This is a genomic window from Kitasatospora sp. NPDC036934, from assembly GCF_055608425.1.
In genome coordinates, this window is sequence record NZ_JBVJQR010000026.1 from 1 (window position 1) to 15,102 (window position 15,102).

The window sequence follows — 15,102 nt, forward strand, 5'->3', positions numbered from 1 at the left end:
GAGACCAAGGCGCCGCTGGACCCGGAGCAGCCGCCGTGCGAGCAGGCCCGCCAGGGCCTCGGCCCCAGGCCGATCAACAACAAGTACGAGATGAAGTACATCAACATCGATCCGGGCTCGATCGGCCCGCTCGGCGACCCGATCTACTCCGCCAGCTCCGCCGACCTCGGCCTGATCGACGGATCCACCGTCAAGTACGCCCGGCTGTACTGGGGCGGTACCCGCGGGATCGGCGACACCGTGCTCCCGGAGAACCAGATCGACGAGGTGTACCTGAAGGTCCCGGGCGAGACGCAGTACCGGAACATCTCCAACGACCAGCCGTCCATCGGCTACATCACCACCGACGTGGAGAGCAGCTACCAGGCGTCCGCCGACATCACCGACCTGGTCAAGAACGCCGGCAACGGCACCTACACCGTCGCCAACATGGACTCGGTGGTGAAGCCGCACAGCTGGGGCGGCTGGACGATCGTCGTCGCCTACGAGAACGACTGCAAGCCGCTCCGGCACATCCACCTCTGGGACGGCTTCCAGGTGGAGCTGCCGGACAGCCCGGCGCTGGACGTCAAGCTGTCCGGGCTGCACACCCCGGACAGCGGGCCGGTCGGCGGCAAGCTCGGCTTCGTCGTCTACGACGGCGACCTCAAGTGGACCGGCGACACCCTGTCGGTCAAGTCCACCAACGGGCCCGCGGCGCTGTTCCAGGACGCCAACCACGCGCCGGACGACGCGTTCAACTCCACCATCGAGGAGCTGGTCCCCGCCGACCAGTTCGCCCGCAACCCGTACAACCGCAACAACTTCGGCTACGACTCCAACCGCTGGGACATCTCGCCGTTCCTGCGCAACAAGGACACCGACCTGACGGCCACCTTCAAGACCCAGAAGGACGGCTACAACGTCGGCGTCTTCTACGCCTACGTCAACCTGGACGGCTCCACCGACGTCTGAGTCTCCGACGCCTCCCCGCGCCGCTGCCGCACCACCCGCGGCAGCGGCGCCGCCGCGCGCCCGGAGCGCAGCAGCCGCTCGCAGGGGCGCTCCACCCGGCGGTACAGCGCACCGGCGGCGAGCAGCGAGACCCCGGCCAGCAGCAGCCAGACGCCCGCCGTGGCGGCGCCCGGCGTGGGGCGGCCGACGGCGGTCAGCCAGCAGCGGATGCCGATCTCGTGCACCAGGTACCAGGCGTACGACCACTCGCCGAGCCGCACCGCCGCCCGGCCCGCGAGCAGCCGCGGCGCCGTGCCCGCCGCGTCCCGCTGGGCGGCCGCCACCAGCAGCGCCGCGAAGAGCGGGGCCGGGAACAACTGCGAGGCGCTGTAGGGGCCGTACCAGAGGCCGTCGGGGACGGCGGCGTGCCAGGGCACCAGGACGAGGTGCCAGCCGAGGACGGCGGCGACCGCCGGGGCGAGCCGCAGCCGGGGGAGCAGGCCGTGCCGGACGGCCAGGCCGGTCACCACGCCGAGCACGAACTGCGGGGTGCGGGTCAGCGGCAGGTAGTCCAGCAGCCAGCCGCGCAGGCCCGGGTCGGCGGGCAGCAGGGCGCCGGCGGCCCACAGGGCGGGGCCGAGCGCCGAGCAGAGCAGGGCCAGCGGCAGCCGGCCGCGCGGGCGGGCGGAGAGCCGTCGCAGCAGGAACGGGAACAGCAGGTAGAACCAGGCCTCGGCGCCCAGCGACCAGGAGGCCGGGTTGCCGCCGTACACGGTCGACGGCGCCCAGGGGTGGACCAGGACCAGCGACCAGAGCGTGGCGGCCAGCGGCAGCACCGCGCCGGTGACGGCGTCCACGCCCAGCGAGAGGGCGGTGGACAGCAGGTGCAGCGGCTGGATCCGGGCGAAGCGACGGCGGGCGAAGGTCAGGGCGCGGACCGGGGCGCCGTCGTACGTCCAGGCGAGCACGAAACCGGACAGCACGAAGAAGAACGTCACCCCCGAGCGGCCGTACCAGGCGAGCGGGCTGAGCAGCGGCAGCTCGCCGACCTTGCGGGACAGGTGGTACAGCACCACCAGCAGGGCGGCCCAGAAGCGCAGCCCGGTGAGCGAGGGCAGGCGGCGGGGCATCGGGCGCTCCGTGAGGGCGGGGAGGGGACGGGCGGCGTCGGGTGAACGAGCGGGGCGGTGGCGAGGTCACGTCGGCGCGGGGCCCGTCCACCCGGCGGTCACGCCCGGCACGCGGCCGCCCGGGCGCGTAACCTGCTGGGGCGGACGGATGGAGGGGCCGATGGCGGTGGAGGAGCAGCGGGCCGGGAGCCGGGTCAGCCGGCCCGAGATCAGGCTGGTCCGGCGCGGGTTCACCGACCCCGCCAAGGCGGTCCGGCTGCTGGACGGCCCCGGACTGGAGGGCCTGGCCGACGACCCCGTGCTGCTGGACGCGCTCGGCGCCACCGCCGACCCCGACCTCGCGCTGCTGGGCCTGGCCCGGCTGCTGGAGGCCGCCGACGAGGCCGAGCGGCACACCCTGCGCGACACCCTCACCACCTCCAAGCCGCTGCGCGACCGGCTGCTCGGCGTGCTCGGCGTCTCCACCGCGCTCGGCGACCACCTGGCCCGGCACCCGCACGACTGGCACGTGCTGGTCACCTTCGAGCTGCGCGACATGCACCCCGGCCCGGCGGACTTCCGCCGCGCCCTCGCCGAAGGCGTCCGGGGCACCGGGCACGCCCCGGAGAACGCGCTGCGGATCGCCTACCGCCGCTGCCTGCTGGCCATCGCCGCCCGCGACCTCACCGGCACCACCGCCCTCGCCCAGACCGCCGCCGAACTCGCCGACCTGGCCGGCGCCACCCTCCAGACCGCCCTGGACATCGCCGCCGAACAGGACCCGGAGGCCGCCGCGGCCTGCCGGCTCGCGGTGATCGGGATGGGCAAGTGCGGCGGCCGCGAACTCAACTACGTCTCCGACGTGGACGTCATCTTCGTCGCCGAGCCGCGCGAGGGCGTGGCCGAGCACGAGGCGGTCCGGGCCGCCACCCGGCTGGCCGCCGCGCTCACCCGGCTCTGCTCGGACACCACCGGCGAGGGCACCATCTGGCCGGTGGACGCCAACCTGCGCCCCGAGGGCCGCAACGGGCCGCTGGTGCGCACCCTGGCCAGCCACCTCGCCTACTACCAGCGCTGGGCCAAGACCTGGGAGTTCCAGGCTCTGCTCAAGGCCCGCCCGGTCGCCGGGGACGCCGAACTCGGCGCCGCGTACGTCGAGGCGCTCGCCCCGATGGTCTGGCAGGCCGCCGCCCGGGACAACTTCGTCACCGACGTGCAGCAGATGCGCCGCCGGGTGATCGACTCCATTCCGGCCCCCGAACTGGACCGCCAGCTCAAACTCGGCCCGGGCGGGCTGCGCGACGTCGAGTTCTCCGTCCAACTGCTCCAGCTGGTGCACGGCCGCACCGACCAGGCGCTGCGCAGCGGCAACACCCTGGAGGCGCTGGCCGCGCTCTCCCGCGGCGGGTACGTCGGCCGGGCGGACGCCGCCTCGCTGGACACCGCCTACCGGTTCCTGCGCTCGCTGGAGCACCGGATCCAGCTGCACCGACTGCGCCGCACCCACCTGATGCCCACCGCCGAGGAGGACCAGCGCCGGCTCGCCCGCTCGCTCGCCGCGCTGATCAACGACGACACCCGCTCCGACCCGGTGGCCGCGCTGCAGCGCGAGTGGAAGCGGCACGCGGTGGAGGTCCGGCGGCTGCACGAGAAGCTCTTCTACCGGCCGCTGCTCGACGCCGTCGCCGAACTGCCGCCCGGCGCCACCGGGTTGAGCCCGGAAGCGGCCCGGGCCCGGCTGGAGGCACTCGGCTACGCCGACCCGGCCGCCGCGCTGCGGCACATCAGCGCGCTCGCCTCCGGGGTCAGCCGCAAGGCAGCGATCCAGCGCACCCTGCTGCCGGTGCTGCTCGGCTGGTTCGCCGAATCCGCCGACCCGGACGCCGGGCTGCTCAACTTCCGCCAGGTCTCCGACGCGCTCGGCCGCACCCCCTGGTACCTGCGGCTGCTGCGCGACGAGAGCGCCGCCGCCGAGCAGCTGGCCCGGGTGCTGTCGGCCGGCCGGCTCGGCCCCGACCTGCTGCTGCGCGCCCCCGAGGCGGTGGCCATGCTGGGCGACCCCCAGGGCCTGGTACCGCGCGGCCGGGCGGCCCTCCAGTCGGAGATACTGGCCGCCGTCGGCCGGGCCGGCTCGACCGGCGCCGCGGTGGCCGCCGCCCGCTCGGTGCGCCGCCGGGAGCTGTTCCGGACCGCCGCCGCGGACGTGCTCGGCCGGCTCGGCGAGGACCCGGCCGAGGCCCTGGACGCCGCGGGCGAGGCGCTCACCGCGCTCAACGCCGCCACCCTCCAGGGCGCGCTGCGCGCCTGCGTCGCCGGCTGGGAGGCCGAGCACGGGGACCTGCCCACCCGGATCGCGGTGATCGCGATGGGCCGCTTCGGCGGGCACGAGCTGGGCTACGGCTCCGACGCGGACGTGCTCCTCGTCCACGAGCCACTGCTCGGCTCGCTGGAGCAGGAGGCGGCCAAGGCCGCCCAGGCGGTCTGCAACGAGTTGCGCACCCTGCTGGCCGCGCCGTCCACCGAACCGCCACTGCTGGTCGACGCCGACCTGCGGCCGGAGGGGCGCAGCGGCCCGCTGGTGCGCACCCTGGCCTCGTACGCGGCGTACTACCGGCGCTGGTCGCACGCCTGGGAGAGCCAGGCACTGCTGCGGGCCGAGCCGGTGGCCGGGGACGAGGAGCTGGGCGCGCGGTTCCGGCAGCTGATCGACCCGCTGCGCTACCCCGGAGCCGGGGTGCCGGAACGGGACCTGGTGGAGATCCGCCGGATCAAGGCGCGGATCGAGGCCGAGCGGCTGCCGCGCGGCGCCGACCCGACCACCCACACCAAGATCGGCCGGGGCGGGCTGGCGGACGTGGAGTGGACGGTGCAACTGCTCCAGCTCCAGCACGGGCACGAGGTGCCGGGGCTGCGCACCACCCGGACCAGGGCCGCGCTGGCGGCCGCCGTCGGGGCCGGGCTGGTGGAGCCGGCCGACGCGGAGGTGCTGGAGGCGGCCTGGGTGCTGGCCTCCCGGGTGCGCTCCGCGGTGATGCTGGTGCGCGGGCGGCCGGGGGACAGCTTCCCGGGGGAGGCCCGGGAGCTGGCCGGGGTGGCCCGCTACCTCGGGTACGGCGCCGGGCACAGCGGGGAGCTGGTGGACGACTACCGGCGCACCACCCGGCGGGCCCGGGCGGTGGTGGACCGGCTGTTCTACGGGACGGGCTGAGCCTCCGCGCGGCCGCCCTTACCGGAGCCGCCGATGCGTGAGGGGCCCCGACGGGGGGCCCTCACGCATCGGCGGCAAGATCCGTCGGGCGGACCCTAGCGTCGGGCGCTGCCGACGGCCGGCTCGCTCCACTGCTCGGGGACGGTGACCGGCTGGTCCGCGGTCTCCCGGGCGGGCACCCGGGGCAGCTTGTACACCCACTCGTGGTAGAGCCAGCGGGCGGCGAGGAAGCCGACCGTCAGGCAGATCAAGCCGCCGACGGCGTCCATCCAGAAGTGGTTGGCGGTCGAGATGATGACCGTCAGGGTGGCCAGCGGGTACAGCAGGCCGAGCACCCGGACCCAGGTCCGCCGGGCCAGGAAGAAGATCGCCAGGCCGCACCAGGTCGACCAGCCGATGTGCATCGAGGGCATGGCGGCGTACAGGTTGGAGACGTGCGCGGCCGGACCGGAGGCGAACGAGCCCCAGGTGTGGTGGGTCTGAACGGTGTCGATGAAGCCGCCGTCCGTCATCAGCCGGGGCGGGGCCAGCGGGAAGAAGTAGAAGCCGACCAGCGCGATCCCGGTGGTGACGAACAGCACCGTGCGGGCCGCGACGTAGCGCCCGGGGTGGCTGCGGTAGAGCCAGACCAGCACGCCGATCGTGATGATGAAGTGCAGCGTCGCGTAGTAGTAGTTCATCCCGGTGATGAGCCACCCGACGCTGTCCGCGGCGTGGTTGATCGAGCGCTCCACGGCGATGCCGAGGTGGTGCTCCAGATCCCAGATCCAGCTCGCGTTCCGCTGGGCCACCGCCTCCTGCTCGGGGACGGCGTTGCGGACGATCGAGTAGAGCCAGTAGCTGATCCCGATCAGCGCCAGCTCGAACCAGATCCGCGGCCGGGCCGGTGAGCGGCGCTGGTCGCGGACGCGGTTGCGCAGGGCGGCGGTGCGGGACTGGGCGGCACGGGTGGCTCCTTCGGGCCGCCGGGCCGCGGTGGCCCCGGCTGCCTCGGAACCGCCACCGTGGGCCGTGGCGGCGCGCCCGGTGTCGCCTCGCTGGATCTCGGTCGGTTCCCCCATGGGCGAGAAGTCTGCCAGACCACTCGTAGCCGTCTGCTCATCCTCTGGAAGTGGATTCTTCACCGGATGTCCCCCTCCAGGGGTAGGGGGCGGATCCCACCGGGGTAGGGGGTGCGATCGGGTCTGGTGGTTACCGGTGGGACGGACATACGTCCCATTGTCACGCCGTCCGCCGTTGGGACGTAACCGGGGTCGCCGGGAGGGCCGCAGGCCTGGATTTTCCCGGCACGAAACCGTTTCTGCATCTTGCTGAAACATATTGCAGGCCGCTAGCTTCCTGGGAAATCGATCGCCCCTTCCCCTAAGGGAGCCCCTCAGTGACCGATGCCGCGCTCCGCCCCGGGCGGAGCCCCGCTCCACCGCGCACCGGCCGGCGCAGACCCGGCCGCACGGCCGCGCTGCTGGCCGCCGCGCTGACCGCCGCCACCCTCGGCGGCGCCCCCGCGGCCCTCGCCGCCGCCCCGCCGGCCCCGCCCTCGGACGCCGCGCTGGCGGCCACCGCCGGGCGGCACGACCTCACCCGCGAGCAGTACTACTTCGTCCTGCCCGACCGCTTCGCCAACGGCGACCCCGGCAACGACACCGGTGGCATCACCGGCGGACGGCTGGACAACGGCCTCGACCCGAGCGACAAGGGCTTCTACCACGGCGGCGACCTGGCCGGCCTGATCCAGAAGCTCGACTACATCCAGAACCTCGGCACCACCGCGATCTGGATGGCCCCGATCTTCAAGAACAAGCCGGTGCAGGGCAGCGGGGCCGACGCCTCGGCCGGCTACCACGGCTACTGGATCACCGACTTCACCCAGGTCGACCCGCACTTCGGCACCAACGAGCAGCTCAAGGAGCTGATAGCCAAGGCGCACGCGCGCGGCATCAAGGTCTTCTTCGACGTCATCACCAACCACACCGCCGACGTCATCGACGACGCCGAGCAGCAGCACGGCTACCGCTCCACCGGCGCCTACCCGACCCTGGACGCGGACGGCAACCCGGTCGACGAGACCGCGATCGCCGACGCCCGCAGCCCCTGGCCGAAGACCACCAAGGACTCCTTCCCCTACACCCCGGTCTTCCGCACCCCGGCCGACGCCGAGGCCAAGACCCCGTCCTGGCTCAACGACCCGGCGCTCTACCACAACCGGGGGGACTCCACCTTCGTCGGCGAGTCCGCCACCGAGGGCGACTTCAACGGCCTGGACGACCTCGACACCCAGAACCCCCGGGTGGTCAAGGGCTTCGAGCAGGTCTACCAGCAGTGGGTCAAGGACACCGGGGTCGACGGCTTCCGGATCGACACCGTCAAGCACGTCGACCTGGCCTTCTGGCAGCAGTGGGCGCCCGCGCTCAAGGACTTCGCCGCCAAGCAGGGCAACAAGAAGTTCTTCATGTTCGGCGAGGTCTACTCCGGGGACCCGGCCGTCACCTCGCCCTACGTCACCAAGGGCAAGCTCCAGGCCACCCTGGACTTCCCGTTCCAGGGCGCGGCCCGGTCCTACGTCTCCCAGGGCGGCTCGGCCCGGAACCTGGCCGACGTCTACGGCCAGGACTACCGCTACACCAGCGCCGACACCGACGCCTACGAGCTGCCGACCTTCCTCGGCAACCACGACATGGGCCGCTTCGGCTCCTTCCTGCTCGCCGACAACCCGGGCGCCGACGACGCCACCCTGCTGAAGAAGGACCGGCTCGGCAACGAGCTGCAGTTCCTCACCCGCGGCCAGCCCGTCGTGTACTACGGCGACGAGCAAGGCTTCACCGGCGCGGGCGGCGACAAGGACGCCCGGCAGGACATGTTCGCCTCCAGGACGGCCTCGTACAACGGCGACCGGGTGCTCGGCGGCCCCTCCGGCCCCGCCGACCGGTACGGGCAGGGCGGCGAGCTCTACCAGGGCATCGCCGGCCTGGCCGAGCTGCGCCGCGCCAACCCGGCACTGGCCGACGGCGCGCAGATCGAGCGCTACGCCGCCGACGGCGCGGGCGTGTACGCCTTCTCCCGGATCGACGCCGGCCAGCAGGTCGAGTACCTGGTGGCGGTCAACAACGCCACCGAGGCGAAGACCGTCACGCTGGACACCTTCTCGGCGGGCATGGGCTTCGACCCGATCTACCCGTCGGCGGGCTCGCGGATCACCAGCGGCGCCGACCGCAAGGTGACGGTGACCGTGCCGGCGCTGTCCTCCGTGGTGTTCAAGGCGGGCGCCAAGCTCGCCCCGGTCGCCGCCGCGCCGCAGCTCTCGGTCCGGCCGCCCGCGGACGGATCCACCGGGCTCGTGACGATCGGCGCCACGCCGGACGGCGGCGGCTTCGACCGGGTCTCCTTCGCCGCCCAGATCGGCAACGGGCCCTGGCAGACCCTGGGCACCGCCGACACCGGGAAGTACGCGGTGACGCAGGACCTGGGCGCCGTCGCCCCCGGCACGGTGGTGCGCTACAAGGCCGTCGTCCAGGACTCCAGCGGCCACCTGCGCTCCGCCACCGCGAGCTTCACCACCGGCACCCCCGCGCCCGTGCCGGTGCCCACCGCCGGTGCCCGCCCGTACGCCGTCGTCCACTACAACCGGCCGGACGGCGACTACGACGGCTGGAACCTCTACGCCTGGGGCGACCTCGCCGACGGCGAGGGCACCCAGTGGCCCGCCGGGCACCCCTTCACCGGGCGGGACGCGTACGGCGCCTTCGCGTACGTGCGGCTCAAGCCCGGCGCCTCGGACATCGGCTTCATCGTGGAGAAGAACGGCGTCAAGGACGTGGACGCCGACCGGCACCTCGACGTCGGCGCCACCGGCGAGGTCTGGCTGAAGCAGGGCGACCCGACCGTCCGCACCACCGACCCGGGCCCGGCTGACAGCCCGCCCGCCGGCACCGCCGTCATCCACTACAACCGGGCCGACGGCAACTACGACGGCTGGGGCCTGCACGACTGGACCGGCGCCGCCACGCCCACCGACTGGGGCAAGCCGCTGCTGCCGGCGCGCCGCGACGCCTTCGGCGCCGTCTTCGAGGTGCCGCTCGCCCCCGGGGCGACCAGCCTCAGCTACATCCTCCACAACGGCAACGACAAGGACCTGCCCGCCGACCAGTCGCTGGACTTCGCCGTCAACGGCCGGGAGGTGTGGGTCCTCGGCGGCCGCGAGGGCTACCTGCTGCCGCAGAACCCCGCCGCCTCCTCGCAGTTGGACCTCTCCGGTGCCAAGGCCCAGTGGATCGACGCGAAGACCGTCGTCGTCCCGGCGAACTACGGTGCCACCGACCAGGCCCTGGCCGGCGGCACCAGTGCCCAGCTGGTCTACGACCCGCAGGGCGGCATCCGCGCCGACAAGGGCGTGCTGACCAAGCCGGGCCAGTGGATCCGGCTCACCCCCGTCACGGGCGGGCTGACCGGCGCCCAGAAGGCCAAGTACCCCCATCTGGCGGGTTACCGGGCCTTCACCGTGGACGCCCGGGACACCGCCCGCGTCCCGGCCGCGCTGCGCGGCCAGCTGCTGTTCACCGAACACCTGCCCAGCGGCGCCGCGTTGGCCGCCACCGGGGTGCAGACCCCGGGCGTGCTGGACGACTTGTACGCCGGCCGGACCGGAAAGGTGGACTTCGGCCCGGCGTACTACGACGGCAAGGTCGCGCTCTCGCTCTGGGCGCCGACCGCCCAGCAGGTGTCCGTCCAGGTCTTCGACAGCGCCACCGGGGGCACCCCGAGGACGCTTCCGCTGAAGCTGGACGACGAGACCGGCGTGTGGGAAGTCGTCCGGGACAGGAAGGAGTTGGACGGCAAGTACTACCTGTACCAGGTGAAGGTCTGGGCGCCCTCGGTGCAGCAGCTGGTGGTCAACACCGTCACCGACCCGTACTCGGTGGCGCTCGCCACCGACTCCGAGCGCAGCCTGGTCGCCGACCTCGACGCCAAGGAGCTCAAGCCGGCCGGCTGGGACGACCAGGCCCACCCGAAGGCGATCCCGCCCGCGCAGCAGCAGATCCAGGAACTCCACGTCCGGGACTTCTCGGTGGAGGACACCAGCGTCCCGGCCGCCGAGCGCGGCACCTACCTGGCCTTCACCGAGTCGAACTCGGCCGGGATGCAGCACCTCCGGGACCTCGCCAAGGCCGGGGTGACCACCGTCCACCTGCTGCCGACCTTCGACATCGCCACCATCCACGAGAACCGGGCGGACCAGAAGCTGCCCGCCTGCGACCTCAAGTCCCTTCCCCCGGACGGGCCGAAGCAGCAGGAGTGCGTGGCGGCCGTCGCCGCCGACGACGCCTACAACTGGGGCTACGACCCACTGCACTACAACGTGCCGGAGGGCTCCTACGCGACCGATCCGAACGGCACCGCCCGTACCGTGCAGTTCCGGCAGATGGTCCAGGCGATGCACGCGGCCGGGCTGCGGGTGGTGCTGGACGTGGTCTACAACCACACCGCCGCCAGCGGCCAGGCCGAGCGCTCCGTCCTCGACAAGGTGGTGCCCGGCTACTACCAGCGGCTGGACGCCGACGGCAAGGTGACCACGGACAGCTGCTGCGCCGACACCGCGCCCGAACACGCCATGATGAACCGGCTGGTGGTCGACTCGGTGACGTTGTGGGCCCGGGAGTACCAGGTCGACGGCTTCCGCTTCGACCTGATGGGCCTGGACCCGAAGTCCACCATGCTGGACGTACAGGCCGCGCTGCGGAAGATGACGCCCGAGTCGGACGGGGTGGACGGCAAGAACGTCTTCCTCTACGGCGAGGGCTGGAACTTCGGCACCGTCGCGAACAACGCCCGGTTCGAGCAGGCCACCCAGGCCAACATGGCCGGCACCGGCATCGCCACCTTCGACGACCGGATCCGCGACGCCGCCCGCGGTGGCAACTTCATGCTGAGCTCCGCGCCCCAGCAGGGCTTCGCCTCCGGGCTGTACACCGACCCCAACGGCTCGGCCGCGAACGGCACTCCGGAGGAGCAGAAGGCCCGGCTGCTGCACCAGATGGACCAGCTGAAGGTCGGACTGACCGGCAACCTGGCCGGCTACTCCTTCACCGACAGCTCGGGCAAGGCCGTCACCGGCGCCCAGGTCGACTACAACGGCGCCCCGACGGGGTACGCGGCCAAGCCGGGCGAGGCGGTGGAGTACGTGGACGCCCACGACAACACCGACCTGTTCGACGCTCTCGCGTACAAGCTGCCGGCAGGCACCCCGCCCGCCGACCGGGCCCGGATGCAGGCCCTCGGGCTGTCGCTGACCGCGCTCACCCAGGGCGCGGGCTTCGCCCAGGCCGGCAGCGACCTGCTGCGCTCCAAGTCGCTCGACTCCAACTCCTACGACTCGGGGGACTGGTTCAACGCGATCCACTGGGACCCCTCGCAGGGCAACGGCTGGGGTCGGGGCCTGCCGATGGCCAAGGACAACCAGGAACTCTGGCCGGCCGCCAAGTCCCTGCTGGCCAACCCGGAGTCGACCGTCGGCGCGGCCGACATCCGGGCGACCAGCGCGCAGTTCCAGGACTTCCTGCGGATCAAGCAGTCCTCGCCGCTGTTCTCGCTGCCGACCCTGGCCGACGTCCAGCGGCGGCTGTCGTACCCGCTCTCCGGCACGCCCGGTGAGACGCCCGGGGTGATCACCCTGCACCTGGACGGCACCGGGCTGGCCGGGGCCCAGAAGGGCGTCACCGTGGTGTTCAACGCCACGCCCACCGCCCAGGCGCAGACCGTGGCGGCCCTGAAGGGGACGAACCAGGCGCTGCACCCCGTCCAGGCGGGCGGGCTGGACGGGGTGGTGAAGCAGTCCGGCTTCGACGCCGCGACCGGCACCTTCACCGTGCCGGGCCGGACCGTGGCGGTGTTCGTGCAGGGCTGATTCCGCCGGCCCCGACTCCCGGGCCCCGCAGCGCCGTTCCGGTGCTGCGGGGCCCGGTTCCGTTCCGGCCGGGGTTTGGCCGGAATCAGGTGGTGGCACGGCCGGAACTGTGACGTGCCGGGCCGGTCCGGCGCTGCCGGAGGCCCGGTGGGGTCGGCGGTGGGACCGAGTGCTGGTCAGTCACCTCCGGTGGTGATCGAACTTTGTCGATGGCATGAAAACCGTGTTCAAGACTTCGTCATGACGTAACACAACTGACGAAACGTCGTGCATACGGTTTCGGTAATTAATCGGCCAATCGGTGGCATGCATCTGTCATTAACGACGCGTTTGCTGCCACGATTCCTCCGGCTGCAGACGAGGGGGCCCCACCCCCCGGTGCAGCTGCCCCAGTTCAGGTGCAGCGCGTCCCAACCTGCAAAGAAACCGCACGACTCGTGAGCACCGCATCTTGCGCCGAACCTTGCGCCGCACGTCGCACCGCACCTCGCACCGCACCTCGCACCTCTGTCGCACCCGACGGAGGCCCCCACTGCGCCGCAACCCCGCGGCCCAGGTTCTCTCCACCGTGCGCGCACCCGCGCCGGTCGGAAAAGGAGTCCGCATGTCTCGTCACGCTCACGCCCGGAAGGCGGCAGTCGTCCTGGCCGCCACCACGGCGCTGCTGGTCACCGGCATACCGGTGATCGCACAGGCCGCCCCGGACGCGCCGACCGCCGTCGCCACCCAGCAGGCGAGCCGGGCCGCGCTGATCGCCTCGGCGAACCAGCAGACCGCCTCGCTGGCCCAGGCGCTCGGCCTGAGCGGCAAGGAGCAGCTGGTCACCAAGGACGTCGTCCAGGACGCCAACGGTGCCCGCCACCTGCGCTACGAGCGCACCTACGCCGGACTCCCGGTCCTCGGCGGCGACCTGATCGTCCACCAGGACGCCGCGGGCGCCACCAAGAGCGTGACCAAGGCCAGCGAGGCCAACCTCGCCGGCGTGGACACCACCCCCGCGCTGGCCGCGCCGAAGGCCCAGGAAGCCGCGCTCGCCGCCGAGCAGGGCACCGTCGACGGCGCGCCCCGGCTGGTCGTGTGGGCCGCCGACGGCACCCCGAAGCTCGCCTGGGAGACTGTGGTCAGCGGCCGCGAGTCGGACGGCACCCCGAGCAAGCTGCACGTCGTCACCGACGCCAAGACCGGTGCCGTGCTCAGCAAGGCCGACGGCATCAAGCGCGGCAGCGGCAACGGCGTCTTCGTCGGCCAGGTGCCGCTGACCACCACCCAGAGCGGCTCGACCTACTCGCTCAAGGACGCCACCCGCGGCGGCCAGTACACCACCGACATGAGCAACGGCACCTCCGGCAACGGCACGCTGTTCAGCAAGTCGAGCGACACCTGGGGCAACGGCCTGGCCAGCAACCGGGAGTCGGCCGCCGTCGACGCCCAGTACGGCGCCGCGGTCACCTGGGACTTCTACAAGAACACCTTCGGCCGCAACGGCATCAAGAACGACGGCGTCGGCGCGATGAGCCGGGTCCACTACGACACCGGCTACGTCAACGCCTTCTGGGACGACGGCTGCTTCTGCATGACCTACGGCGACGGTTCGGGCGACACCCACCCGCTCACCGAACTCGACGTCTCCGGCCACGAGATGAGCCACGGCGTCACCTCGGCCACCGCCAACCTGAACTACTCGGGCGAGTCCGGCGGCCTCAACGAGGCCACCTCCGACATCATGGGCACGATGGTCGAGTTCTACGCCAACCTGTCCAAGGACGTGCCGGACTACCTGATCGGCGAGCTGATCGACATCAACGGCAACGGCACGCCGCTGCGGTACATGGACAAGCCCTCCAAGGACGGCACCTCGGCCGACTCCTGGTACTCGGGCGTCGGCAACCTGGACGTGCACTACTCGTCCGGTGTCGCCAACCACTTCTTCTACCTGCTGGCCGAGGGCAGCGGCGCCAAGGTGATCAACGGCGTCAGCTACAACAGCCCGACGGTCAACAACATCACCGTCTCCGGCATCGGCCGGGACAAGGCGGCACAGGTCTGGTACAAGGCGCTGACCGCGTACATGACCTCCACCACCGACTACGCCGCCGCCCGCACCGCGACCCTGAACGCGGCCACCGACCTGTACGGCGCCAACAGCGCCGAGTACAACGCGGTCGCCACCGCCTGGGCCGCCGTCAACGTCGGCTCGCTGCCCAACCCGGGCGGGGTCAGTGTCACCAGCCCGGGCAACCAGTCCACCGCGGTGGGCGGTTCGGTCAACCTGCAGATCAAGGCCTCGGGCGGGACGGCGCCGCTGTCCTACTCGGCCAGCGGGCTGCCGGCCGGGCTGGCCATCAACGCGAGCACCGGTGTGATCACCGGCTCGCCGACCGCCGCGGGCAGCTCCAACGTGACGGTCACGGTGAAGGACTCGGCCGGCAAGTCCGGTACGACCAGCTTCACCTGGACGGTCACCGGTGGTGGCGGCGGCAGCTGCACCCCGGCCCAGCTGCTCGGCAACGCGGGCTTCGAGACCGGCACGGCCTCGCCGTGGACGGCTTCGAGCGGCGTGGTGGACAACAGCTCCTCCGAGCCGGCCCACGGTGGCAGCTGGAAGGCGTACCTGGACGGGTACGGCAGCACCCACACCGACTCGCTGTCGCAGACGGTGACCATCCCGGCGGGCTGCAAGGCGACGCTGAGCTTCTGGCTGCACATCGACACCGCCGAGTCGGGCTCGACGGCGTACGACAAGCTGGCGGTGACGGTGAACGGCACCGCGCTGAAGACCTACTCCAACGCGGACGCGGCGGCCGGCTACCAGCAGCGGACCTTCGACCTCTCGGCCTACGCGGGCCAGACGGTCACCGTGAAGTTCACCGGCACCGAGGACTCCTCGCTGCAGACGAGCTTCGTGATCGACGACACCTCGATCCAGACCGGCTGAGGTCGCGCCGGCTCCTGAG

At 72.4% G+C, this 15,102-nt stretch carries 6 protein-coding genes; 4 read left to right on the top strand and 2 right to left on the bottom strand.

Annotated features, from left to right (window positions below; genetic code table 11):
- Nucleotides 1-954, top strand: a 954-nt coding sequence (locus tag ACZ7BZ_RS30450) for a hypothetical protein (protein WP_470361135.1), incomplete at its 5' end; no start/stop codon positions are given.
- On the opposite strand, the gene ACZ7BZ_RS30455 is transcribed toward ACZ7BZ_RS30450, so the two are convergent.
- Nucleotides 921-2,063: an acyltransferase family protein gene (locus ACZ7BZ_RS30455; protein WP_470361136.1), complete on the bottom strand. Its 1,143-nt coding sequence runs from the start codon at nucleotides 2,061-2,063 to the stop codon at nucleotides 921-923. The two genes, ACZ7BZ_RS30450 and ACZ7BZ_RS30455, sit on opposite strands and share 34 nt — an antisense overlap.
- 160 nt (nucleotides 2,064-2,223) lie before the next feature.
- Here ACZ7BZ_RS30455 and ACZ7BZ_RS30460 point away from each other — a divergent pair, with 160 nt between their 5' ends.
- Nucleotides 2,224-5,250, top strand: a complete 3,027-nt coding sequence (locus tag ACZ7BZ_RS30460; RefSeq protein ID WP_470361137.1) for a bifunctional [glutamine synthetase] adenylyltransferase/[glutamine synthetase]-adenylyl-L-tyrosine phosphorylase — start codon at nucleotides 2,224-2,226, stop codon at nucleotides 5,248-5,250.
- Between the two features lie 95 nt (nucleotides 5,251-5,345).
- On the opposite strand, the gene ACZ7BZ_RS30465 is transcribed toward ACZ7BZ_RS30460, so the two are convergent.
- Nucleotides 5,346-6,311: a phosphatase PAP2 family protein gene (locus ACZ7BZ_RS30465; protein WP_470361138.1), complete on the bottom strand. Its 966-nt coding sequence runs from the start codon at nucleotides 6,309-6,311 to the stop codon at nucleotides 5,346-5,348.
- A 317-nt stretch (nucleotides 6,312-6,628) separates the two neighbouring features.
- Between ACZ7BZ_RS30465 and pulA the strand changes: the two genes are divergently transcribed.
- Nucleotides 6,629-12,148, top strand: a complete 5,520-nt coding sequence (gene pulA, locus ACZ7BZ_RS30470; RefSeq protein ID WP_470361139.1) for a pullulanase-type alpha-1,6-glucosidase — start codon at nucleotides 6,629-6,631, stop codon at nucleotides 12,146-12,148.
- 604 nt (nucleotides 12,149-12,752) lie between these two features.
- Complete coding sequence (locus ACZ7BZ_RS30475) at nucleotides 12,753-15,083, top strand: M4 family metallopeptidase (protein ID WP_470361140.1); 2,331 nt, start codon at nucleotides 12,753-12,755, stop codon at nucleotides 15,081-15,083.
- The last annotated feature ends 19 nt before the right edge of the window (nucleotides 15,084-15,102 follow it).

Coding starts and splice junctions, on each gene's coding strand:
- ACZ7BZ_RS30465 (WP_470361138.1), bottom strand. CDS start 6,311: ATGGGGGAACCGACCGAGATCCAGCGAGGCGACACCGGGCGCGCCGCC.
- ACZ7BZ_RS30475 (WP_470361140.1), top strand. CDS start 12,753: ATGTCTCGTCACGCTCACGCCCGGAAGGCGGCAGTCGTCCTGGCCGCC.
- ACZ7BZ_RS30455 (WP_470361136.1), bottom strand. CDS start 2,063: ATGCCCCGCCGCCTGCCCTCGCTCACCGGGCTGCGCTTCTGGGCCGCC.
- ACZ7BZ_RS30460 (WP_470361137.1), top strand. CDS start 2,224: ATGGCGGTGGAGGAGCAGCGGGCCGGGAGCCGGGTCAGCCGGCCCGAG.